Source organism: Roseiflexus sp., from assembly GCF_057785375.1.
Map to the genome: position 1 here is coordinate 1 of NZ_JBYNRX010000101.1, position 23,437 is coordinate 23,437.

Genomic DNA, 23,437 nt, shown 5'->3' on the forward strand with positions numbered 1-23,437 from the left:
TGCATCGCGAATTGATGCAGGGATGAGTTTTCGAGTGCGGTTGAAAAAGTGAAATAGGTGGGCGAAGGCACTGCCTTCGCCCACCCGAGAAAATCAAGAGGGGTTTTCTGTTATGGTTCCCAGGACCCATCTTCCCAAATATGAGATTGGCGCGCATTTCCTGACGGCTAAAACAGACCAGAACATCCCTTTCTTCAAGAATCCGGCCTGTGCAGGCATTTTCTGCGAGGAATTGGAAGCTGCTCGCACCGGGTACGGTTTCCATGTCCTCGCCTTTGTGGTCATGCCGGATCATATCCACCTGCTTCTCTGGTGGGATGCCGATAGCTCGCCCGACCTCACCATCTCCAAAGTGGCCTGGGCCGTGAAGGGCCTCTCAGCTCGCCGCATTGTGCAGTACTTGCAAAGCATAGAGGAAAGAAGGGTAGGCGACGGCAGTGCCGTCGCCTACCCAAAGGAGCCTGCTTTGCAGCCGATCCGAGAGCCCAGAGATCAGCCCCACTACCGCAACTGGCGCTACAAGATCTGGCAGCAGGGAGCCGGGTATGATTTCAATGTGTATACGCCCCGCAAGCTGCAGGAAAAAGTCGCCTATATCCATGCCAACCCCATTCGGACAGGGTTGGCATCCTCGCCGGAGGCGTATCCCTGGTCCAGCGCGACCAACTATCGGGTAGCCGAAGGCACTGCCGGGGTGGGCGAAGGCATTGCCGGGGTGGGCGAAGGCATTGCCTTCGCCCACCCGGTAAGAGTCACACTTTACACGGAGATATTCTGATGATCCTGCTCAACTTCTCCCACCTTCTCACCCCTGAATCACATTTAGCAAATCGCCTGGCAGGCGAAGGCAATGCCTTCGCCTATCCCCAAGGCAACCGGAAATCCTGAATCTAGCAGGAAGTGCGGGATGCCGCGCGCAGGAGACGGGAGATGTGAGTCTCGTGAGGTGCGGCCGGGCAGACGAAGGCGTGAGATGTGGTCGGGTGGGCAAGGGCAACGCCTTCGCCCACCCGACAAGATCTCCGTGCAGGTTCTTAACAATCCCTTGATGACAAAGACAGTACGACATGGTAGCATTATTACCGTTGACACTATGTAGCATCGTCGTCTATGCCTTTCGCCAGACATCTCGAGCGCTTCAAGACGACCCTTCCGTATGGCGCAACCCTCTATGTCTTCAGCCCGGATGGGATTGTCTATGCTGTCAGCAGAGATTGCATCCGGCGCCTGGATCCGACCCGACGCGCTGAAGATTGCGCCGACATGCTGCGCTTCATCGATAACGGGCAGTACACCCGCTACCTGATCGGTTCGGCTGCCACCTCAGACGAGAACCCGGCAAACGCCACCTATAAACTCGGGTTTGTTCGCCCACACAGCGCCTTCACGCCGCACGCCCACGGCGCAGAGCATTTCGTACTGAGCATGGGGTATGCGTCGTGCGGGTTGTACGACCACGAACGCGAAGCAGTCGCTCATGTACGACTGATCCCCGGCTCACTGCTCCACATTCCGGCGCTGATGCCGCATTCGTTCAACAACCGCGCCGACAATCCGCTCCCGCTGGTCATCGCTAATACCGGCATGGGCATCGACCACGACGATTACGCGATTACGGCAGAGATGGCGGAAGAACGCGTGCGTGGCGGTGATGAAGCGGCAGCGCGGCTGGTAACGGCACTGCGGAAGCTGGAAACAGAAATGGCGGTTGATCGTATCCATGTCAAAGTGTCACTGCGCGAACGTCTGGCGCTCCTGCTGCGCCGGCTCGCAGGCATACTGGAGGGAAGCGCCTGAATGAAATGCCCGCATTGCCTTGCCGAACTGAAATACCGTGAGCGCCGCGACAAGAAGTGCCCGCAGTGCCAGAAGCAATTTGCTCTGGAGCCGCGCGAAAACACGTTGAAGATGAGCGACCTGCGACTGCGCGGTCTCGCTGACCGTCTGAGCCATCAGGGGACGTATCGCTACACGCCGGCGCAACTGGCGCACTTCGCCATCCGGCGTGAACTGGAACCTGTGCTCAAGAAAGGGTTCTCGTGGTCGGAACCGTCGGCATTGGTCGCTGCGGTCATTTTTGGCTTCGTCTTTCTGATTGTTTTCTCGTGTATGCTCTTTGGTATTCTGGAGGCGCGCTCGTTATCTTCGGCGGTTATTGCACTCGTTGCTGGCGCTTTTATCGGGTTGATACCGGCAGGCATCTATTATGGGGCAGCTCAATCATCGAACCAGTACCGACGCCTGTTGCCGGCGCTGGAGTCTTTTGAGATGACATACGTCACACCCTGGGTAAGTGTTCACGGACCGCTGCCCGGGCGGGTGACCGATCAGGAGATCGCAGCGCTGCGCCAGGTTCCATTGCATCCCTCACGGGTGCGCGCCGTGTTGGCATCGCCGGTCGCCGCAGTGCTCGACTGCTTGCGGGCAAATGGTCTGCCAGAGCGCCTTGGTCTGGCGCTGCTCTCCACCGATGGACCGTACCGGGAAGCCGATGAACACATTATTGCACTTCTGCGCCAGAATCCGCGCCTGCCGCTGTTCCTGATCCATGACGCCAGCGTGGTCGGATGTTTGCTGCCGGCGCTGTTGCCAGGCAAATGGGGGCTGGCGCCGAACCATCGTATCATCGATCTGGGGTTGCGCCCGCGCCACGTGAAGCAGCGGCGTTTGCCGTGGAAACGTGAACAGACGCCACAGGAACTGATCGATCTGCTCGAACGTCGGGCGCAGACGCCAGGCGGACTGAGCCTGGACAAGGAAGAACTAGAGTGGCTGCGCCAGGGTTTTGTGACCTCGGCGCTCTTCATCCCGCCAGCCCGGTTGGTCAATGTTGTGACCAGAGCAATGGAGCGGCTGGCGCCCGCGCCGGTTGCCGCTGCACAACGCGCGTCTGCGCCTGTGGACCCGGAGGCGCAAGCGCAGGCGGAGGCGCGCGCCGTCGGCTTCATGACCTGGCCCCAGCGATAAGGAGCGGCATGATGTTTTTTGGCTCACGAATGCGCCATGTCGATCTCGATACCGCTATCAGGCACAGTATTGCGCACGCGGGGATGGGCGGGGTGCGCTATACCCGCCGCCAGCTCTACTACGAAGTCTGCCGCACCCTGTTGCCGCAATCGCGGGTATTCGCCGCTGCCAGCCAGGCAACCGCTGCTATCGGCTCATCGCTGACCCTTGCGTTGCGGCGTCTGCATCCGCTCTGGATCGGGGCAATGAGCGCATCACTGGTGATGAGCGTTCCATCGCTGGCGCGGCGTCTGCCCTTCACACTCACGCCGCCGCTGACAGAAGCCACGTTCGACGACGCGCTCGCCGCATATCGCGCGAATCACGGCGATCCGCCGGGTTTGCTTCCCGATAACAGACCGCCCTATCTGGCGCTCGCTGATCGCGAGCCAGACCTCTACGACTACGGGTTGGCATATGCGCTTATCTGTCAGGACACATCGATTGCGCGGATGCTGCGCGCTAACTTTCTGCATATGGAGATGTCCTGCGCAATCCTGGCGCTGGAAGAAGCGTCGCCGCTGCCGGACGCGCTGATTGCAATGTTGATCCGTGCGCCCGCACCACGTATCCTGCTCCTGCACGATGCAAGCCCCGAAGGACTGCAATTTGTCGCCGATGCCGCAACGCTGCTTGATCTGCCGCACGGCTTCCGGGTGAGGGCGTTAGGGTTGACGCCAATGCACGCACTGCGTCGCCACCTGTTTGCCACCCGCCGCTCTGAACCTTCGGAACATCTTCCCGCATTGCCGAACCTGATCGAGCGCGCCTGGCTGCGCGCCGGTTATCGCGCCGAAGTTGCGGCGCTGCGCCCGGTGACGCTGCTGCGCACGCTCCATCGCGTCGTGCGACCGGCGCCACGCCGCGAGTCCTGGTTCTCCAGTCTGCGCCGATGGCGTACAACCGGTTATATGAGCTGGCCCGAGTGAGGAGGAGAAGCGTCTGTGCAACAGCAACCAAACGTGATCACCTATCAGGACGAACTGCTCGCCGATGGCAGCGTTCGCCGCGTGTTCAACGATGGACGACAGGAGTGGCGTCGTCGCCTGCCGGATGGTCGGGTCGAGTGGCGCGACAACCAGGGGTTTGCCGGGATTGATGAACTGCTCGGCGACGGGATTCTCAAGCGCACGTTCAATCAAGGGCAAGTCATTTATGCGCGTGAGCAGGGGTATGGCCGCACCCTCTGGCATCGCGGGCAGGTGTTGACCGTCAATCAAACCTCCTTTGGCGGACGGGTCGGTACGATTTTGATGGGCATGGGCGCCGGGTTCCTGCTCGGTGCGCTGGTGTTGCCCCCTGAGTTCCTGAGCCCTGAAGAGGAAGAGATGCTGCGCCAGAAGGCGCTGCAACAACAGCAGCAGACCGGCGACGGCGGCTGGTCGGGGAGCAGCGCGAGTGGAGACAGCGGCGGCGGCAGCGACAGCGATTGGGACCAACCCGAACCGGTCGAAGAAGGGGCAGAGTCCGACAGCGGCGATTTTGGCGATGAGGGTTCGCCGTTCGACGGCGGTGATGCTGGCGATGTGGGAGACTTCGGATGAGCGGCTGGTTGTGTGCGGCGCTGACCGTCAGCGGAGCGGAACACGATCTCAGAGCGATGGGCGCAACGCCTGTGGCGTCGAGTCGTCACGGGGCGCTTGGCGCGCTCCCTGATGGCTGCCATACGAATGTCTTCTCCGCCGATCATCTGGTTGCGATTGGCGCCGTGTCGCTGTTCAATCGAAGGGAACTCCTCGATACACTGAGGCGCGATGGCGTCACCCTGCCGGACGATTGCGCCGACGGCACGCTCCTCCTCCACCTGTATGCCCGGCGTGGCGCGCGCGGCTTCGCCGCTGCCGATGGTATGTTCGCGCTCGCCATCCTCGACGGAGAGGACCTGGTGCTGGTGCGCGATCACGTTGGGACGCGCACGCTCTTTTATGCGCGCTCTGGCAACCATTGGGCGGCATCATCGTCGCTGCGCGCGTTGCGCGCCTGGTCCCGTTTGAATGCGCGTCTTAATCTGAACGCGGTGCGCGCCTTCCTGACCTTCGCCTACCTGCCAGGAAGTGAAACATTGATCGATGGCGTCTCCGAAATGCTTCCAGGGCGCTGTCTCCGTTTGTGCGCTAACGGCGCCTGCCACGAAGAAGTGTTCTGGGAACCGCACGAGGATGAGTGGGACGAAACGCTTCCAGCAGAAGCGTATGCTTCCCGGCTGCGCAATTTGCTCGAACAGGCCATTGCCGCACGACTGCCCGCCGGGCAACCGGTCGGTGTCTTCCTGTCCGGCGGCATCGACAGCAGCCTGGTCACGGCGCTGGCGGCACGACTGCATAACCATCCGGTGCGCACGTATGCGATCAACTTTGGCAGCGAGTTTCCCAACGAACTGGCGTATTCCGGACTGGTCGCTGCGCACTGTGGCACAGAGCATACCGTGCTGACGTTCGACGGGAAAACCATTGCCGATCATCTGGCAGAGACCGTGGCGCTGCTGGATTGTCCCGTCGGCGACCCGCTGACGACGCCGAATATGCTGCTGGCGCGCGCTGCGGCGCGTGATGGTCTGTCGGTCATTTTGAACGGCGAAGGCGGCGACCCGGTCTTTGGCGGTCCCAAGAACCAGCCAATGCTCGTATTCGAGTTCCACCGCGACAATCCAGATCCGATGGCGCGCGCAAGCGCCTATTTGCGATCGTACCAGAAGTGCTACGACCGGCTCGACAACCTGCTCACCGCCGATGTGCTCGACGCTTTGCGCGATGCGCCGCCGCTGGAGCGCCACGTCCAGCCGTACCTGGAGTCGCCGCGAATGACCTCATATCTGAACCGTCTGTTGTACACCAACCTGCGCACCAAAGGCGCACACCACATTCTGCCGAAGGTCGAACGGATGACGACTGCAAGCGGCGTCGAAGGGCGTTCGCCGCTCTTCGCCTTCCCGCTGGTTGATGCCGCATTTGCTACGCCCCCTGCGCTCAAATTGCGCGGTTTGCAGGAAAAATGGGTTCTGAAACAGGCGGTGCGCGACCTGCTGCCGCCAACTATTCTGCACCGTCCAAAGAGCGGCATGCTGATGCCGGTGCAGTACTGGCTGCATGGTCCGCTGCGCGATCTGACGAACGATCTCCTGCTGGGACCGCAGGCGCGGGCGCACGGTCTGTTTCGCAAGCAGGCGGTACGCGATTGGATGCAGTACCGCGGTCTCGTCTGGAGACGCCATGGGCAGTTTATCTGGCTGCTGCTCACGCTGGAACTCTGGCTGCGCGCGTTCAATCTGTAGATGATGAGTTCGATAACCATTGTGCGCCACCCTGATCGGGTGGCAGACGATCTTGCCGACGCCCTGACCGCCAGCGGTCTGGTCTATGGTTCAGGCGATACCTATGCGTCGTTGATCACCCCATCATCGTGCGTGGTCGATCACGCTGCGACTACGGCGCTCACCGATGACCTTGCGCTGCTCTGGCGCTTCTACCGCGCCTGGAACAACCTGTACCGCGCGTCGCTGGCGGGCGAGGCGCCGCGCTGGATTGCCGGGTTGTGCGAGTACGGACTCCACCCCGAAGAAATCAAGGCGCAGCGCATCACGCTTGCCGCCGGACTCACGCCGCGTTTCTGCCGGGTTGATTATGTGGCGATCGGTCCGCAGCGCGTGGTTGCCGAGGTGCAGTGGAAATCGGGCGGGCTGGGACTCTTTGCAGGCATCCACGATGTTCACGCGGCGATTGTCCCTGCCACTGCCGGGCATCCTGGCAATCTGGCACGTTCATTCCGTGAAATGATCCGGGGATGCAGCAGCAACGATCCGGTTGCGGTCAACCCAGTCCGGTCCGTCTGGTATCGCGGCGAGCACTACCTGCGACGCGCCTGCGACCATCGGGGCATGCGCTACATTGTTTTTGACCGGCACGAGGGCGCGCGGCGGATCATCGAGCGCAGCAGCAGATTCGTGGTCGCCGACAAAGGCAGGTTGTTGCCCATCGATTTCCTGTATGCGCAGGAACTCCTGCCAGTGATTGCGCCAGCCATGATCGTGCGTCTGGCGCAGGCTGCGGTTGACGGCAGGCTCTGGATCGAGACGCCGCTCAACTATGTCTACCGGCAGAAATGGGGCATGGCGCTGCCCTTCACGCCAGACTATGCCCATCTCTTCGACGACCGGCTGCGCGCGCTGTTCGGCGCAGTAGCATTACTGCACAATGGGAAGGTTGATCTCAGCACACTGGCAACTGGCGCCCCGGAAGCCATTGGACAGCAACTGCGCGCTGTCCGAACCATCGACGATCTTGCGGGTCTCTCGACGGCAGCCCGGCGACTGCTAGTGCTGAAATGCGGGAGCGGCAGCGGCGCGTATTACAGCCAGGGGCGCGGCGTGCTGCGGCTCAACGGCTCACGCAGTACGGCGCAGAAAACGCTCGCTTTCGTGAAGGAACGGCTGGCGCAGGGTGAACCGTGGATTGTTCAGCGTTACGTAGACGTGACGTATCCCGTCGATGTGTGCCTGCCGTGGGCGACGCACGCATTGCACCCCATCGATGCGCATGCCCGCTTCATGGTCTATGCAACTTTCGATGCACACGGAATGCCGACGGTTATCGGCGGGCTTGGCAACTTCAGCAGCGAATGGAAGGTCAGCGGCAAATCGGCACGCCTCGATGAACAGGGGCGTATTGGAGGAGCAGCGTTCAATGAGATGCGGTTTGGTGAGGGGTTAGGGGTTAGGATTCAGGGGTCAGGGTTACAGGAATTCCCCCAAGACCCTTGAGGTCATACTACGTGCAAACCGGAGACAGGACCATTCCGCCCACAAGGACCCTGCCCGAAAATTCCCCCAAGACCCTTGAGGTCATACTACGTGCAAACCGGAGGCAAGAATCATTCCGTCAACAAGGACCCTGCCTGATCACGAGATCATGGCGCAGACCTCAAGGGTCGGGGGACATCTTCAACCTTCACACCTTCACCCTGCTGTCTGCGCCATTCTTCGTACTCGCGGCGACCTTCTTCGCTCAGCGGGTAGTAGACCTGCGGTGATCCGCCCTGTGCCAGTTTCATGCGGCTGAACTCTTCCCATTCGGCGTGGTGACGCGCCACGCGCACCACTTCGCTCGCCAGTTGCTGCGGGACGACCACGGCGCCGTCGTCATCGGCAATGATGATGTCGCCTGGCAAGACCAGCACGCCGCCGCATGCCACCGGCACATTGTATCCCCACGGCATCAGCCCCGCCTGCGTTGCGTAGTTCGGCGTGAATCCAACCGACCAGAGCGGCACGTCCAGTTCCCGAATGCGCGGCCAGTCGCGCACGCACCCGTCAACGACCATGCCTGCGCCACCGCGCCCTTTGAAACACGTCGTCAACATCTCCCCCACACAACCGGTGGAAGGGTCGCCGAACGCCTGCACCACCAGCACATCACCCGGCTCGATCGTCTCGAAAACCATCCACAGTGCGCTGCTCTTCTCGGCGTGTTCCGGTCCCATCCCAGAAGGAACGTCCTCACGCTGCGGCATAAACTGGAGCGTCACCGCCGGACCGACCACCCGGCGACCAGGAGTGCGTGATTGCGGACCGAAAATGAACGTGCGCTGCACCCCCATTTTGTACAGGGTCGCACTTGCTACCGCGCTGCTCACATCATGCAATTGCTCGATCAGCGCATGCTCTGGGCGCACAATGCGCCCGTGGACGGGCAGAGTAATATCTGCGGGGGGCAGGCGATCAACCGTCACAATTTCGCCCAAAATCATTCCACCCTCCTGGAGCAATATATAACTCTATGCTGACGTCATTGCGAGGAGCGCAAGCGACGAAGCAATCTGCTGATGAGCGAGGAGATTGCGTCATAGCGCCTGCCCCGAGCATAGCGTGGAAACGGCGGCTCACCATGATACCAGACCCCTCGGTGACCGGAATAGACGCCTTGCGCCATTATACCGCCATCTCCAGCTCTTCGTCGTAGACGTACCAGGAGATACGGCAGGCGACGGCGAACCCGCACGACTCGAACAGGTGTTGCGCCGGAATGTTCCAGCTGCCGACGCTGAGCAATGCCTTATTGAGTCCCACATCGCGCATATTCTGCAGCGCCAGCAGCAGCAGCGCCCGCCCCAGACCCCGGCGGCGATACGCAGGATGCACGCCGATCAGATCGACCCAGGCGCTAGCGAAGCCAAGTTGCGTGTTCTCCTCGACGCATACCGAACAGCGGCAGAATGCCGCCAGTTCCCCATTTGGCGCAACAGTCACCAGGTCGAGGCGCGGATCATACGCGGGACTGCGCATCCAGACCACACGCTCGGCGACCGTTTCGGATGCAGTCGCAAATGCAGTGTGATGAAGATCGACGAGCCTGGGCGCTTCCGACTCGCCCGCAGCGGGGCGCAACACAAAACCGGATGGAACGACAGGGGCGGCAATCGGGAGATGGAGCCAGCGACACATGCGGATCATGCACCACTCCTCGCGACGTAAACCGGCGCGCGTCAACAATGCTGCACGATAGGGATCGTCGTCGCACACGGGAACACACAGAACAGCGCGCTCACCGTGCTGCTCTGCGCTGGCTCGCACCCACGCCGTCGCCCACGTGATCGCCTGCATTTCGAGCGTCTCGTCACTGGCGCGTGGCAGAGCGAAGTAGAGAAACACATTGCCTTCCCAGATCATGGCGAATGCCACAGGTCGCTTGTCATCGTCAATCCACAATCGTGCGGCATCATCGATGCCGAGGCGTGTGCGAATGTCGTGCACTGGGGGCCATGGATCGATACGCTCTTCGGCGCGGCAGGTGAGGATCAGGTCGATGACCGACTGGAGATCGTCGGAGTGGCGGTAGGAGCGGCTGACAGGCGGCTTCATTGTCGCCTCCTTTCACGACAGCCCTGTTCAGCGTCGAACTGGCGTTTATGTTCAGTATACCTGGTTTTGGGGGATGATAGAGTGGCAGTTTATTAACCTTGAATGTTGCGCTTACCGTTCGCGCATAAGACGCTTACCGACGATAAAGAACAACGGCGCTGATGCAAGTTGCATCACCACCGAAAAGGTGATGAGCGCGGGCAGCGACAGATCGTATAAAATCCCCATCAATGCACTGCCTAAGAACCAGAAAACTCCAAAGCCTGTGTTGAAAATCCCATACGCTGAACCCCGTCGCTCGCTCGAAACTATCTCCGCGATCGCTGCACGCAGGATCGACTCTTGTGCGCCCATGCCGACACCCCATATGATCATACCCAGGACAGCCCAAGTGAACCCGCCCAGGAACACAAGAGGCGCAAAGAATGCCGAGAGCAGCGACGCGAGCATTAAGATCGGAATGCCGAAGCGATCAAACCATCGACCGAACACTAATGCCGCCAGCGCATCCATGCCCATGGCGACTGCATACAGGAGCGGGATCAATGATTGAGGCACAGACGATACTTTCTCGAAGTGATACGCGATCAAGGGAAAGTCCACGTAACCCGCTGCGACAAGGGCGACAGCCGCGAAATAGATCCAGTATGCCCGCGGGAATCCTTTCGTCCTGATCTCGGCTGTGATGGGTTCCAGGTCTTGCGGGCGCGGGTAGAGCCAGCGCGCGGCCAGCAATACAGAGAGGGCCAGGATTGCTGGAATTGCAAGGATGGCGAACGCGATAGAGTACTTGTTTTGCGCTGCGATCACCACTGTCACGAGCACAGGTCCAGCGATGGCGCCAATTTGATCCATTGCTTCGTGCAAGCCGAATCCCCAGCCGCGCCCCATTTCCTTCGTCGCATACGAGAGCATCGCATCACGCGCTGGAGTGCGAAGCGCCTTTCCCGCCCGCTCTGCGATCAATAGGGCGGCGGCGATTTCCCATCTGCCCGCAAGTGCTAATAGGGGCACAGCGAGCAGATTGATGGCATACCCGACTAATGTCACAGCCCAATAGCGACGCGTACGATCGCTCAGGTATCCTGATACAAGGCGCAGCCCGTATCCGATCAGTTCTCCGAAGCCTGCGACAATCCCGACAATCGTTCCGCTTGCACCCAGGAACGCCAGATAGGGTCCCGCGATGCTGCGCGCTCCTTCATACGTCGTGTCTGCCAACAGACTGACTACGCCGAGCAGAATGACAACTTTGATGGCAGTAGCCCTGGTAAGAGCAGACGATTGTGTCAACGATGATAAACGATTCACTGCCTACCTCACGCGGCGAGATTGTATGTCGGTGTTGCGGCGAAGATGCCACACATTTACATTGTTTGACAGCGTTCTGTGGTACATTGACAGGCGACAGTATACATCATGCGGCAGCGAACCACAGGCTCTCTTTCTCGTGCGATACAAGGAACTGTTATGACTGATGCTGTTTCGCGCTATCGAGCAAACTGGCAGGATGAGATTGAGAGCGCTGCGCTCTATCAGGCGCTCTCTGAAATCGAACGACAGCCAAATCTGGCAGAGATCTACCGCAAGCTGGCGGCTGTAGAGTCCGAGCATGCCCGGTTCTGGGAGACGCAATTGCAAGCGGTTGGCGCGCCGACGCCGCCACGGCGCACTCGCTGGCGCACCAGAGTGTTGATCTGGCTGGCGCGTCGCTTTGGCACAGCCTTTGTTCTGCCCACAATTGGCGATCTGGAGCGTCGAGATAGCCGTGACTATGACGATCAGCCGGAGGCGCGCGCCGCGTTGCTCCCTGCTCAGGAGCGCAGTCATGCCCGCGCCGCCATTACGCTGCTCACTGGTCGCAGCGTCTGGTATTCAGGCATGCGTCAGGTATTGGGCGGACTGCTCGCCGCCAGCGTCACCTTTGGTATTGGGCGGTTGATCGGCGTCTCGCTGGGAGGCTAGTCGGTTTCATCCCGGCTTCGTGGTGTGGAGGATACCGGCATCGGGATTGCGCCAGAGCATCTGCCTCGCATCTTCGAGCGCTTCTACCGCGTCGATGCGTCCCGCAGCGCAGGCGGAGCAGGGCTTGGACTCGCCATTGCCCGGGAGGTCGTGCAGGCGCACGGTGGAACAATCACGATTGCCAGCAAGCCAGGACAGGGAACGACGGTCACTGTGCGCCTGCCGGCAGAAATCACTCATGGTTCTCAGCGCTCTTCCATGGAGTAGATGCGATGGACAGCACTCAACCCCAGTTGCCTGAATCGCTGCACAAACTGCGCCAGCAGCGTCCAACCGTGCGCGATGTCAACAGCGAACATGCCAGGCGACTCGGTCGTCTCGACCGGTTAGCGCTTGCGATCACCGAACGGGTGGGAACCATGGGGTTTTTCCTGATCATCTTCATCTGGACGGCGCTCTGGCTTGGATGGAATCTTCTCGCGCCCAAGGAGCTCCAGTTCGATCCTCCTATGGCGTTTGTGTTCTGGTTGTTTATCTCGAACATGATCCAGATTCTGCTGATGCCGTTGCTGATGGTTGGGCAGAATCTCCAGGGACTCCACGCAGAGTTGCGGGCGCAGAGCGATTACGAAATCAATGTGCGCGCCGAACGCGAGATCGATGCCATCCTTCAGCATCTCGAGCACCAAAATATGCTGCTCCATAAATTGCTCGCCCGCGCTGGCATTCCTGTTGAACAACCGGAAACGACTCCCCAGTCCTGCGAAAACTCAGAGCAAGCCGATACGTAACAGAACAGACAGCAGCGAGGTCAGGCAATGGCATGCCTGACCTCGCTGCCGCCTATGGCAGATGTGTGACGACCGGACTACGGTTGGGCGGGTGTGGCGGGCAGTTCGGCATGCTCGCCCTCACCTTCATCGTGTTCGCCTTCGCGGTAATCAACCTCGTTCATATCCTCGCGCTCTCCCGCCTGATCGACGCCGATGATCTGACTGGTGACGGCGTCCACCTTCACATCGGCGCCATTGCTCAGCTCGACGCTGTAGACCACGACGCCGTTCTCGTTGCCGAGCGACGCTTTCGCCAGCGTCGTGCCGGGATTGGCGGTCAACGCAATATTGATGGCCTGTTCCTGGCTGATCACCGCCTTGCTGGCGAGAGCTTCACTCTATGATATGGCGCAATCGCGCCGGAGGAGGCGAACCATGACCACGGAAGTGCGCAGCGTAGTCGGCGTTTACCCCACGATGGAAGCGGCGGAGGCAGCGCCGGGATCGGCGCATGGGCTGGCGGTCTGTTTGGTCTGCTGGTTGACGCGGCTTTTCTGTGGGCGCCTGGCTTTGGTCCGTTGATCGTCGCCGGACCGCTCTCGGCGGCGCTGCTGGGCGGCATCGAAGGAGCGGCGGCTGGCGCAGCCGGAGGCGGGCTGCTGGGGGCGCTGGTTGGATGGGGCATCTCGAAGCAGCACATCCTGAAATACGAAGAGGCGATTAAGAGCGGGCAGTACGTGGTGGTGGTGCATGGCAGCGCCGATGATGTTGCGCGGGCGAAGGCGTTGCTGGAAGCGCATGGCGCCGGAGAAGTCACCCATCATGCCGATGCATCCGCTGAGTAGTCCGACTGGCTGATTCGTCCGTTTCAAAACCAGATACCGGCGGTCTCGCCGTCAACCGATAACTGGCGCACGCATCAGGCGGGATTGCCGATCACCGGCAAGATTGACCCTTATGCCAACGTACTGTGTGAATATTGACATACGTCTGTTTGAATCCATTCCACCCCCAATCCAACCCCGCTGTGCCTTGCCAATAACGGACATCATGCGTTATCATGCAGAGGGATCATTTCGCTTTGCTCACAATGACGCCTGACACCCGGCAATGATACAGGCTTATAGGAAGATCAACTCGATATTGGACAATCTTGTGATCGGCGCTGGCTTCGACAGGCTCAGCCAGCGCGAACCGCTCCAGAGGTGCAAGCGTGATTGTCCAGGTTTAAGTTGATCCTCCTGTTAGGGGAGGTCTATGCTCGCCAGTCGCACTGCCGCAAAACCGCAGACCCATCGGTGGGTGTATCCGCTGGTCTATGTCCTGCTGCTGATCATCTTCTTTCTGCCGCCGTATGCCGAACAACCATACGCACCACAGGAGACCTCGAACGTCATCCACGAACTGCTGATTGCCACCAGCAATCCTGAGCCGTACACCACGCTTGCGCCGCTGTTCCATCTTGCGACAATTGCCCTGATTGCGTTGATCGCCTGGCGTCCGGCACACGCCGGGCGCGTGCTGGCGGCGTATATGGGGTTGAACTATCTGATCATCGGTTGGGTGCAGGGACAGGGCGTGACAGAAACCTATGGATACGTTGTGCAAACAAGTAATGTGGTCGCCTGTGCGTTGCTGGGAGTCATCTGGCTGATCGTGGCGTTACGGAACCGTCTCAGCGTTTCGTTCGAGCATCTCAACTGGCGCCACTACGTGCTGGCGCCGCTGGCGCTGCTGGCGTTTTGGTCGCCAGCGGCGTTAATTGATGGCGTCGTCTACCCCGACTTCAATCCGATGCTGCTGCTCACCTCGCCAGCCTATGGTCTGTCGTACTGCCTGACAACGCCGGTGTTCCTGTGGTTGCTCATCGTTGCCTTGCCAGATGCGCCGCCGCTTGCGTATCGGATCACTGCGTTCAACGCGCTGCCCTACGGTCTGATAAATATGACATCATTCTTCGATCCTGCCACGTGGTGGATGGGTGTGCTGCACATTCCGCTGCTGGCGTTATCGATTGCGGCGCTGATCGCGGTAAGGCGCACCCCCCGCCGATGACCGTCACCCCCGCCAGGCGACGCACTGGCAGACAGACACCCCTGGGCGGCAGCGAGAACCACGATGGGCGGACGGCTCGTCCGGGTGACGGTCATCTGAACACCCCCTGGGCGGCAGCGGGGACCACGATGGGCGGACGGCTCGTCCGGGTGACGGTCATCTGAACACCCCCTGGGCGGCAGCGAGAACCACGATGGGCGGACGGCTCGTCCGGGTGACGGTCATCTGAACACCCCCTGGGCGGCAGCGGGGAACGCGGCAGACGGCGGTGCGATGCACCACCGCTACCCGTGTAACCCGCAACCCTCTCGCCTCTCCCCTCTCGCCTCTCCCCTCCCGCCTCTCCCCTCTCGCCTCCCGCCTCCCGCCTCCCGCCTCTCCCCTCTCCCCTCCCGCCTCCCGCCTCTCGCCTCCCGCCTCCCGCCTCCCGCCTCTCCCCTCTCCCCTCTCCCCTCTCGCCTTGAGGTTACGCAACCGCCACCCCCTGTTGTGCAACCATCACACCGCAACGTCGTCAAATCAGATAGGCTAGATTCTGAACGGTCATCGTTCGCTGTGTGTGCTGGCGACGACGGGGTCGCGCACGTTTTGCTCCAACACGCGCCGAAACCCTGCGTCGTTCATGGCAGTGGGCAGTTGTGGCGCGTGTCCTTTTTCTTCCCACGCCTCCCACACGAACGCCCCACGCGCCAGACCACCCACAGAATGGTGCGATCGCACCGGAAGGAAGGAGGGTCAGCGATGGCAGCGGAATTGACGATCAGCTGCATCAAGGCTGATGTTGGTGGATTCGTCGGGCACTCGGCCATTCACCCGGCGTTGAAAGACGAAGCAGGGCGACAACTGGAAATCGCGCGTCGTCACGGTCTGCTGATTGACTTCCACGTGACGGCGTGTGGTGACGATCTGGAGTTGCTCATGACCCATCGCATGGGTGTCGATAGCCGCGAGATCCACCGTCTCGCCTGGGATGTGTTCGATATCTGCACGCGCGTGGCGAAGGAACTGAAACTGTACGGCGCGGGGCAGGACCTGCTGAAAGATGCATTTTCCGGCAATGTGCGCGGTATGGGTCCGGGCATCGCTGAGATGACCATCGTCGAGCGTCCATCCGAGCCGATCATCGTGTTCTTTGCCGACAAAACCAGCGCCGGCGCCTGGAATCTGCCGCTCTTCCGTATGTTCGCCGATCCGTTCAACACTGCAGGGCTGGTGATTTCACCGGCGATGCACGAAGGGTTCCGCTTCCGCGTACTCGATGTGCGCAAGGGCGAAACAATCACCCTCAGCACGCCCGAGGAAATGTACGACCTGCTGGTGTTCATTGGCGCACCAGGACGCTATGTGGTGGAGAGCGTCACGGCGAAGAGCACCGGCGCCATCGGCGCCGTCTCGTCAACACAACGCCTGGCGCTGATTGCCGGGCGCTATGTCGGGAAAGACGACCCGGTCTGCATCGTGCGGGCACAGGGTGAGTTCCCGGCGGTCGGCGAGGTGCTGGAGCCATTCACAATGCCGCACATTGTCGAAGGGTGGATGCGCGGATCGCACTACGGTCCACTGATGCCCTGCCGCGTCGGTGACGCCCATCCGGGTCGCTTCGATGGACCGCCGCGGGTGATTGCGCTGGGGTTCCAGGTCGCCGAGGGTCGTCTGATTGGACCGCGTGATATGTTCGACGACCCCAGTTTCGACGAGGCGCGACGGCTGTGCAACGTCATCGCCGACCATCTGCGGCGTCATGGTCCGTTCGAGCCGCACCGATTACCGATGGAGGAGATGGAGTACACCACACTTCCAGAGGTCATGAAGAAACTGGCAGACCGCTGGCAGCCGGTGGACGGTCATACGGCAAGCCCGGAGCAGGTGGAAGAACTGCCGGTCAGCGTCTGACCATACGTATCGTAGAAGGAGGTGGAGTATGCCGACCCGTGACTGGCAGCATGCTGAAGAGCGCGCTGCGCACGTGATCGATGATCGACAGCGCTATGTCGAAGGCGCGATCATCGACTGGCTGATCCGCACCGGTCAGTGGGACCCGCTGGCGGAGGAAAAGATCCGCGCCTGGCTGGAACGCCAGGCGGCGGAGATGGCGGAGAAAGAGCGACAGGCGAAGAACTAACTGTCGAACATGAGCGCCTCGTCCGTGCCGTGCGGCGACTCCGCCAGGATGTCGCCGCACGGACCGATGACCATTGCGCCGCCAAATGATGCTTCAGGCTGCGCGGGATCTTCGAGTGCATTGACGATCAATGCCGTCACCTCCAGGGTTCTGACCGCATCCACATATGCCTGGCGCTCCTCACGCAGCCAGCGCCCCAGATCAGGGGATGCGCCGTCGAAACTGCGCGCTAGCGGAACTATCACAAGATCAGCGCGCTTATCCAGCTTCATCCGGGCATTCTCGTCGAACAAGTCGCCGCAGATCAGGATCGCCAGCCTGCCAGCCGCTGTATCCGCCACATGAATGTCGTTGCCGACGGCAAAGGGTGGCTGTTCGCTCATCTTCCGCTGCACCAGCGCGATGCGACCTGAGGCATCGATGAAGACCGCAGAACTGTAAAACCCTTCCGCTGCGCGCTCCAACATCCCAAAACAGACAACACAATGATACGCCTGCGCCAGCGTCGCAATCGCCGCCGTCGTTTCGCCGGGGATTGGTTCTGCGTACCGTTCGAGATCATGTGGCTCGTACAGATACCCGGTGAAGGCGCACTCCGGCAGGCAGACCAGATCAGGCGCATGCGGCGCCACTTCCGCCAGTCGTTGCTGAAAATGGCGGATATTCGCCGCAGGATTGCGGGGTTCGATTTTCAAGGGGAGGAGACAGATGCGCATGTTTGCGCCTATGATAAGTGACGAGTGACGAGTGACCAGTACTGAGTGAAGTTTACTATTGGTTCTCAGTTCTCAGTTCTTGGTTCTCAGTTCTTTGGACTACCATCACACGCCGGTACTGCTTCGAGAGGTGATTGCCGGGCTGCAACCGCGCTCTGGTGGTTGGTATATCGATGGAACGGTCGGCGGGGGCGGGCACGCAGCGGCGATCCTGGAAGCGTCGGCGCCGGATGGTCGGCTCCTGGGGATCGACTGCGACCCGGCGGCGCTGAGTGCAGCAGCGGCGCGGCTGGCGCCGTATGGTGAGCGGGTGACACTGGTGCGCGGCGGTTTTCGTGAGATTGGACGGCTGGCAACCGACTCGGGGTTTGTTCAGGTTCAGGGAGTGCTGCTCGATCTGGGGGTGTCATCGTATCAACTCGACACGCCGGAGCGCGGCTTTTCGTTTCAGGCGAGCGCACCGCTCGATATGCGGCTCGACCCGGACGCGCCGGTGACGGCGGCGCACCTGGTAAACAACCTGCCGGAACAGGAACTTGCCGATCTGATCTTTCGCTATGGTGAGGAACGCGGTTCGCGCCGGATTGCACGAGTGATCGTTGAAGCCCGGCAGCGCAAACCACTCACAACAACCGACGAACTGGCAATGCTCGTCAGTCGGGCGCTTGGGGGGCGACGCGGCAGGATCCATCCCGCAACGCGCACATTCCAGGCGTTACGGATTGCGGTCAACGACGAACTGGCGAGCCTGGAAGCGGCGCTGCCGCAGATCGTCGAACTGCTCGCAGCGGGTGGGCGAATGGCAATCATCTCGTTTCACTCGTTGGAGGATCGGATTGTCAAACACTTTATGCGCGCCGAAGCGCAGGCAGGGCGTCTGCGCATCATCACACGCAAGCCGGTTGAGGCGAGCAATAAGGAACAACAGGATAATCCGCGCAGTCGCAGCGCGAAACTGCGTGTGGCGGAACGGAGGAGAATAGATGGCTGTCACACTCAAACCGCTCTACCCGACCATTCGCGAAGCGAAGGAGCGTCGCCTTGAACTGCTCCGCTACCTGCGGCTCGAAGGCGGACGGCGACTGATCGCTGCGGCGTTGCTGCTGGCGCTCATGAGCGGCTTGAATCTCGCTCAGACCGGGCGCCTGGCGACGCAAGGGCACGCTGTCGCTCAGTTACAGCGACAGCAAACCGCACTCCTGCGCGAGCGCAGCAACCTTCAGTTGCGTCTGGCGCGCGCTCAATCGCTCGCCGACATCGAGCGCCGCGCCGCTCGTCTCAACCTGCGCCCGATGGAACCGGAACAGGCGCGCTATATTACGATTGGTACGGTCGCCGACCGCGAACCGCTAATGCAAGACAATCTGGTTTTCAACCCGTAGAGGAACGTCGTATGGCGGCACGTACCACGCGTAGCACGGTTGTCCAGCGTACTCCGGCGCGGCGTAGCGCTTCCACAATGCGCCCGGTCACGATCAGCCGCTGGCGGCTCAACCTGTTGCTGCTGCTCGCTGTCGTGATCATTGCCCGTATAGCCGTGCATCTCGGCAGTATTCAGACCGGACAGGTGCGCATTAGCGGTCGAACGCTGGCGGAGATGGCGCGCGCCGAGGTGCATCAACGCCTGCCGATCACCGCTCCGCGCGGCGTCATCCGCGACAGTAAAGGCAATATCCTGGCGCTCGACGTCGATCTGCAAAGTCTGTACGTCGTGCCGTCACAGATCGATCAGAAGAATGCACCACGGTTGGCGCTCACCCTTTCCGGTCTGCTCGGCGTTCCATCTCCCGACATTCTGGCGGCGATGCAGAATATGTCGCTCTACCAGGTGCGCATCAAGCGCTGGCTCGAACCGGAGATTGCCGAGCGGGTCATGGCGCTCGATGAGCCAGGACTGGTGTTGCAGTACGAACCGCGGCGCGTCTATCCGCAAGGCGCCTTCGCTGCGCACGTGATTGGCGCGGTGAACTTCGAGCATACCGGCATCAGCGGCGTTGAGGGATATTACGATACCCTGCTGCGTGGCAGCACCGGCGTCATCACGGCGGAAGTCGACTCACAGCGCAACCCGATCTGGATCGCGCCTCAGGAGGTGAAACCTGCCAGCCCAGGCGTCGATCTTCAGTTGACGATTGACCCGACGGTGCAGCATATCATCGAGACCGAACTCAAGAAGGCGGTCGATGAACACAATGCCGACGGCGGCGTGGTGATCGTCATGGATCCGCGCACCGGCGCCATCCTGGGCATGGCCAGCTACCCGACGTTCGATCCGAACCGGTACTTTGAGTACACGCCGGAAACCTACAACCTGAACCCGGCGGTTGGGACGCAGTATGAGCCGGGATCGACGTTCAAAATCTTCACCGTCGCCGCCGGCTTACAGGCGCGCGCCTTCACTGCCGACACGGTGGTGGACGATCCGGGCAGTGTCTACCGCTACGGCTGGCGCCTGTCGAATTGGAACGGCGCTGGCAATGGTCCCATCAACCCGGAAAAGGTGCTCTACTATTCGAGCAATGTGGGCGCGCTGCAACTGGCGGAACTGATCGGCGCAGACCGTTTCTACGCGATGCTGGATGAGTTCGGCTTCGGTCGTCCGACTGGCATCGACATAGCCGGTGAAGCAGCAGGAATGGTGCAGACCCCTGCGCGCGCGGGGTGGAGTCCGCTGGTGCTCGATACCAACGGCTATGGTCAGGGTATTGCGGTAACACCGCTGCAAATGGTGCGCATGGTTGCCGCTCTTGGCAACGACGGCAAACTAATGCGTCCCTACATCGTCGAGCGGCGTTGCCGCGGCGATGATTGCGTCATCACCCAACCCAAGCAGATCGGGCAACCTATCGAACCCGGCGTTGCCTGGACGGTGCGCCGTATGCTGGTGAAATCCGCCAACCATTACGCGCCGGTCGTCTGGGCGGGGATGACGGGCAATTACGGTGACACGTGGCTGGTTCCAGGGTACGAAGTATGCGCCAAAACCGGCACATCATCGATCCCCGATGGGCGCGGGGGATACGTTCCCGATGCCACCATCGGCTCGGTGGCCGGTCTGGCGCCGGCCGACAACGCGCGCTTCGCCATTCTGGTGAAGGTGGATCGTCCTCGTGACGACTACTGGGCGGTGCGAACGGCCATCCCATTGTTCCAGTCGATTGCGACGCAACTGGTGCAGTATGCGCGCATCGCTCCCGATATGGATCTGGTCGATCCGGGACAAACCGTGGGCGGGCGCCTCAACCGGTAGATACGGCGTCGCTGCGATGCGCCTGAACAGATTATGTTACAATGCCGCCGGATTTCGTGAACCGTAAGGCTCGAGGGGAAACGGCGGTGTTGCGACTAGACGAAGTACTGCCCGGCGTACAGGAGGAGACGAATCGGCGCTTCCACGCGCTGCCTCCTGCGCTCACGCAGGTCGCCTTTAGCGAAGCGGTGATCGATTCGCGTCAGGCGACGTCAGCGTGCCTGTTCGTTGCGTTGCGCGGCGAGCGGGTCGATGGCCACGAATTTCTGGCGGACGCGGCGGCGCGCGGTGCACGCGGCGCCCTGGTGCGCCGCGAGAAAGTGTCGAACCTGTCGCTGGAACGACCCGTTGCCATCATCGATCCGGTGACCGGCGAGGGACTCGAACGAGCGACGCCCGACACGATGCTGCTGATTGCGGTCGATGATCCGCAGGCGGCGCTGAACCGGCTGGCAGCCTATCACCGGGGGATGTACGATCCCGTGGTGATCGGCGTCACCGGGAGCGTGGGCAAAACCTCGACGAAAGAGGTGACGGCCAGCGTGCTTCAGCGCAGCTTTCGCACCTTAAAAAGCCCAAGAAGCTACAACAGTGAGGCGACACTGCCCATTGTGTTGCTCAAACTCACCGCCGACCATCAGGTGGCGGTGCTTGAGATGGGCATGTACGGTCCGGGCGAGATCGCGCATCTTGCGGCTCTTGCCCGGCCCCGCCTCGGCATTGTGACCAATGTGGGACTTTCGCACCTGGAGCGCATGGGGAGCATCGACGCCATTCAGCGCGCCAAAAGCGAACTGCCGCAGGCATTGCCGGAGGATGGATTCGCCATTCTCAACATCGACGATCCGCGGGTGCGCGCTATGGCGGAGGTGACGCGCGCCAGACCGTTCTTCTACGGTCTCGATCCGGCAGCCGATCTATGGGCGGATGCGATCGAGAGCCGCGGGTTGCAGGGTATCGGGTTTCGGGTGCATTATCAGGGGGACAGTCTGCACCTGAATCTGCCGCTCCTTGGGCGTCACAGCGTGCATACGGCGCTTGCGGCGGCGTCTGCCGGGTTGCTGCTCGGCATGGAATGGGAAGCGATCATCGCCGGGTTGCGCAGCGAAGGAGCGCAACTCAGACTGCTGGCAGTTCCAGGGATAAACCAGACGACGCTGATCGATGATTCCTATAACGCCTCACCCGCCTCGATGCTGGCGGCGCTCAACCTGCTGGCGGAACTCGATGGTCGCCGGATTGCCATCCTGGGCGATATGCTGGAATTGGGACGCATCGAAGAAGAGGCGCACCGCATGGTTGGGGCGCGTGTCGTGGAAGTTGCGCAGATAGTAATTACGGTTGGCCGGCGAGCGCAATGGATCGCCGATGAGGCGCTTCACGCAGGAATGCCTCCCGACCGGGTGCACAGCGTTGGCGACAACGATGCAGCGGCGCAACTGGCGCGCAGTCTGCTGTCGCCCGGAGACTTTGTGTTGATCAAAGGGTCGCGCGGCATGTTTATGGAAACCATCGTGGCTCAGTTGCAGCACCATCCCTGACGCTCCAGCGCCATTCGTAACCGATAATGATCGTTCTGAACAACAACGTAGAGGGAGCAAACACGTGCGCGAAACCCTCCAGGCGCTCCTAGTGCAGGACATGGCAAGGGCGCTGCTGCTGGCGGCAGCCGCCTTCATCCTGACGCTCGCAACGGGCGGGTACTGGATCCGGTTCCTGCGTCGCCATCGAATCGGTAAACAGATCCGCCTCGAGGGACCACAGAGCCACCTGGTCAAAACCGGCACGCCAACTATGGGCGGGATCATCATCCTGTTGCCGGTCATCGCTCTGACAGTGGCGTTCAACCTCGTGGATCGCTGGTCGGTCCTGCTGCCGCTCGCTGTCTTGATCGCATTTGCGATCCTTGGTGCAATCGACGATTATATGTCGCTGGTCGGCAGCCGGTCGAAGACGTATGGATTTACCCCGCGCACGAAAATGGCGCTTATGCTGCTGATCGCCTTCGGCGCCGCGCTGGCGCTCTACCTGCCGCCGCCGTTTGGTCTGGCGAACTTCGGTCAGGTGCGCGTCCCGTTCGTGGGGCAGTTCGACATCGGGCTGTGGTTCATTCCGTTCGCTATGCTGATCATCGTCGGCACAAGCAATGCCGTGAACCTTACTGATGGTCTCGACAGCCTGGCGGGTTGGAATCTGACGCTGGCGTTCGCGGCCTATGGTGTGATTACGTTCCTGAACGGCGAGTTTATCAACCTGATGGCGTTCTGTTTCACGCTGGTCGGGGCGTGTGCGGCGTTTCTCTGGTACAACGCGCATCCGGCGCAGGTGTTCATGGGCGATCTCGGTTCGCTGTCGCTCGGCGCTGCGCTGGGGGTGGTGGCATTGCAATCGCAGCAGTGGCTGCTGTTGCCGGTCGTCGGTCTGGTCTTCGTTGCGGAAGCGCTCTCGGTCATCATTCAGGTCGGCTATTTCAAATGGACCAAACGGCGCACCGGCGTCGGGCAGCGGGTCTTCAAAATGTCGCCGCTGCACAACCACTTCGAGTTGCTGGGCTGGAGCGAAACGCAGGTGATGCAGCGCTTTGTGCTGGTGGGCATGGTGGCAGCGCTGGTCGGCATTTCGCTGGCATTGACGATCAATGATGCGCAACGGGCGCGGATGACGGTCGAACGCCCGGCGATCACAGTGGAACGATAG

At 61.0% G+C, this 23,437-nt stretch carries 24 protein-coding genes and 2 pseudogenes; 21 read left to right on the forward strand and 5 right to left on the reverse strand.

The annotated features are described in order from the left end of the window. The first annotated feature begins 112 nt into the window (after positions 1-112). The 7 genes from AC3EA7_RS20160 (at position 113) to AC3EA7_RS20190 (ending at position 7,762) form a co-directional block, all read left to right on the forward strand. The gene (locus AC3EA7_RS20160) at positions 113-778 is read left to right on the forward strand and encodes an REP-associated tyrosine transposase (RefSeq protein ID WP_488615869.1); all 666 of its coding nucleotides are present in this window, start codon (positions 113-115) and stop codon (positions 776-778) included. Positions 779-1,110: 332 nt separating this feature from the next. Beyond that, entirely contained in the window at positions 1,111-1,797 is a 687-nt protein-coding gene (locus tag AC3EA7_RS20165) for a cupin domain-containing protein (RefSeq protein ID WP_488615870.1), read from the forward strand. Beyond that, positions 1,798-2,967, forward strand: coding sequence for an ABC transporter permease (locus tag AC3EA7_RS20170; protein ID WP_488615871.1), 1,170 nt, complete (start codon positions 1,798-1,800; stop codon positions 2,965-2,967). 8 nt (positions 2,968-2,975) lie between these two features. Next, a complete protein-coding gene (locus tag AC3EA7_RS20175; RefSeq protein WP_488615872.1) occupies positions 2,976-3,935 on the forward strand; it encodes a hypothetical protein in 960 nt (319 codons plus the stop codon). A 15-nt stretch (positions 3,936-3,950) separates the two neighbouring features. Next, positions 3,951-4,550 carry a hypothetical protein gene (locus AC3EA7_RS20180; RefSeq protein WP_488615873.1) on the forward strand — a complete coding sequence of 200 codons (600 nt, stop codon included), beginning with the start codon at positions 3,951-3,953 and terminating at the stop codon, positions 4,548-4,550. Continuing rightward, positions 4,547-6,277, forward strand: a complete 1,731-nt coding sequence (locus AC3EA7_RS20185) for an asparagine synthetase B family protein (RefSeq protein ID WP_488615874.1) — start codon at positions 4,547-4,549, stop codon at positions 6,275-6,277. Before AC3EA7_RS20180 ends, AC3EA7_RS20185 begins: the two co-directional genes overlap by 4 nt. Then, positions 6,278-7,762: a hypothetical protein gene (locus AC3EA7_RS20190; RefSeq protein WP_488615875.1), complete on the forward strand. Its 1,485-nt coding sequence runs from the start codon at positions 6,278-6,280 to the stop codon at positions 7,760-7,762. 146 nt (positions 7,763-7,908) lie between these two features. Here the strand turns inward: AC3EA7_RS20190 and AC3EA7_RS20195 are convergent, their stop codons facing one another. From AC3EA7_RS20195 to AC3EA7_RS20205, 3 genes are all read right to left on the reverse strand, one after another. Beyond that, positions 7,909-8,748: a ribonuclease activity regulator RraA gene (locus tag AC3EA7_RS20195; RefSeq protein WP_488615876.1), complete on the reverse strand. Its 840-nt coding sequence runs from the start codon at positions 8,746-8,748 to the stop codon at positions 7,909-7,911. 181 nt (positions 8,749-8,929) lie between these two features. Beyond that, on the reverse strand, positions 8,930-9,859 hold the full coding sequence (locus tag AC3EA7_RS20200) for a GNAT family N-acetyltransferase (RefSeq protein ID WP_488615877.1): 930 nt from the start codon (positions 9,857-9,859) through the stop codon (positions 8,930-8,932). 111 nt (positions 9,860-9,970) lie between these two features. Beyond that, positions 9,971-11,170 (reverse strand): MFS transporter, encoded by a 1,200-nt coding sequence (locus tag AC3EA7_RS20205; protein ID WP_488615878.1) that lies wholly within the window; start codon positions 11,168-11,170, stop codon positions 9,971-9,973. 159 nt (positions 11,171-11,329) lie between these two features. On the opposite strand from AC3EA7_RS20205, the gene AC3EA7_RS20210 reads away from it, so the two are divergent. The 3 genes and pseudogenes from AC3EA7_RS20210 (at position 11,330) to AC3EA7_RS20220 (ending at position 12,615) form a co-directional block, all read left to right on the forward strand. Then, entirely contained in the window at positions 11,330-11,824 is a 495-nt protein-coding gene (locus AC3EA7_RS20210) for a ferritin family protein (protein ID WP_488615879.1), read from the forward strand. Between the two features lie 36 nt (positions 11,825-11,860). Beyond that, positions 11,861-12,091: pseudogene (locus tag AC3EA7_RS20215) on the forward strand (sensor histidine kinase); the annotation flags it as partial. A gap of 5 nt (positions 12,092-12,096) precedes the next feature. Next, positions 12,097-12,615: a DUF1003 domain-containing protein gene (locus AC3EA7_RS20220; protein WP_488615880.1), complete on the forward strand. Its 519-nt coding sequence runs from the start codon at positions 12,097-12,099 to the stop codon at positions 12,613-12,615. A gap of 77 nt (positions 12,616-12,692) precedes the next feature. Here AC3EA7_RS20220 and AC3EA7_RS20225 read toward each other — a convergent pair whose 3' ends face one another. Beyond that, positions 12,693-12,971, reverse strand: a complete 279-nt coding sequence (locus AC3EA7_RS20225) for a PepSY domain-containing protein (RefSeq protein ID WP_488615881.1) — start codon at positions 12,969-12,971, stop codon at positions 12,693-12,695. A 61-nt stretch (positions 12,972-13,032) separates the two neighbouring features. Between AC3EA7_RS20225 and AC3EA7_RS20230 the strand changes: the two genes are divergently transcribed. The 6 genes from AC3EA7_RS20230 (at position 13,033) to AC3EA7_RS20255 (ending at position 16,774) form a co-directional block, all read left to right on the forward strand. Further along, positions 13,033-13,179 (forward strand): hypothetical protein, encoded by a 147-nt coding sequence (locus AC3EA7_RS20230; RefSeq protein WP_488615882.1) that lies wholly within the window; start codon positions 13,033-13,035, stop codon positions 13,177-13,179. Next, positions 13,176-13,442 carry a hypothetical protein gene (locus AC3EA7_RS20235; RefSeq protein WP_488615883.1) on the forward strand — a complete coding sequence of 89 codons (267 nt, stop codon included), beginning with the start codon at positions 13,176-13,178 and terminating at the stop codon, positions 13,440-13,442. The genes AC3EA7_RS20230 and AC3EA7_RS20235 overlap by 4 nt, the downstream gene beginning before the upstream one ends. A 412-nt stretch (positions 13,443-13,854) precedes the next feature. Beyond that, complete coding sequence (locus tag AC3EA7_RS20240; protein WP_488615884.1) at positions 13,855-14,652, forward strand: hypothetical protein; 798 nt, start codon at positions 13,855-13,857, stop codon at positions 14,650-14,652. After that, complete coding sequence (locus AC3EA7_RS20245) at positions 14,649-14,816, forward strand: hypothetical protein (protein WP_488615885.1); 168 nt, start codon at positions 14,649-14,651, stop codon at positions 14,814-14,816. Before AC3EA7_RS20240 ends, AC3EA7_RS20245 begins: the two co-directional genes overlap by 4 nt. 577 nt (positions 14,817-15,393) lie before the next feature. Continuing rightward, positions 15,394-16,545: a fructose-1,6-bisphosphate aldolase/phosphatase gene (fbp, locus tag AC3EA7_RS20250; RefSeq protein ID WP_488615886.1), complete on the forward strand. Its 1,152-nt coding sequence runs from the start codon at positions 15,394-15,396 to the stop codon at positions 16,543-16,545. 28 nt (positions 16,546-16,573) lie between these two features. After that, complete coding sequence (locus tag AC3EA7_RS20255) at positions 16,574-16,774, forward strand: hypothetical protein (RefSeq protein ID WP_488615887.1); 201 nt, start codon at positions 16,574-16,576, stop codon at positions 16,772-16,774. On the opposite strand, the gene AC3EA7_RS20260 is transcribed toward AC3EA7_RS20255, so the two are convergent. Then, positions 16,771-17,490 carry a carbon-nitrogen hydrolase family protein gene (locus AC3EA7_RS20260; RefSeq protein WP_488615888.1) on the reverse strand — a complete coding sequence of 240 codons (720 nt, stop codon included), beginning with the start codon at positions 17,488-17,490 and terminating at the stop codon, positions 16,771-16,773. The genes AC3EA7_RS20255 and AC3EA7_RS20260 overlap by 4 nt on opposite strands. 79 nt (positions 17,491-17,569) lie before the next feature. Between AC3EA7_RS20260 and rsmH the strand changes: the two are divergent. The 5 genes and pseudogenes from rsmH to mraY all read left to right on the forward strand — a co-directional run. Next, a pseudogene (rsmH, locus tag AC3EA7_RS20265) lies at positions 17,570-18,463 on the forward strand (16S rRNA (cytosine(1402)-N(4))-methyltransferase RsmH); the annotation flags it as partial. Between the two features lie 10 nt (positions 18,464-18,473). Further along, positions 18,474-18,872 (forward strand): hypothetical protein, encoded by a 399-nt coding sequence (locus AC3EA7_RS20270; RefSeq protein WP_488615889.1) that lies wholly within the window; start codon positions 18,474-18,476, stop codon positions 18,870-18,872. A gap of 11 nt (positions 18,873-18,883) precedes the next feature. Next, positions 18,884-20,740 carry a peptidoglycan D,D-transpeptidase FtsI family protein gene (locus tag AC3EA7_RS20275; RefSeq protein ID WP_488615890.1) on the forward strand — a complete coding sequence of 619 codons (1,857 nt, stop codon included), beginning with the start codon at positions 18,884-18,886 and terminating at the stop codon, positions 20,738-20,740. Positions 20,741-20,826: 86 nt separating this feature from the next. Further along, entirely contained in the window at positions 20,827-22,281 is a 1,455-nt protein-coding gene (locus AC3EA7_RS20280; protein ID WP_488615891.1) for a UDP-N-acetylmuramoyl-tripeptide--D-alanyl-D-alanine ligase, read from the forward strand. A 100-nt stretch (positions 22,282-22,381) separates the two neighbouring features. After that, a complete protein-coding gene (gene mraY / locus AC3EA7_RS20285; RefSeq protein ID WP_488615963.1) occupies positions 22,382-23,437 on the forward strand; it encodes a phospho-N-acetylmuramoyl-pentapeptide-transferase in 1,056 nt (351 codons plus the stop codon).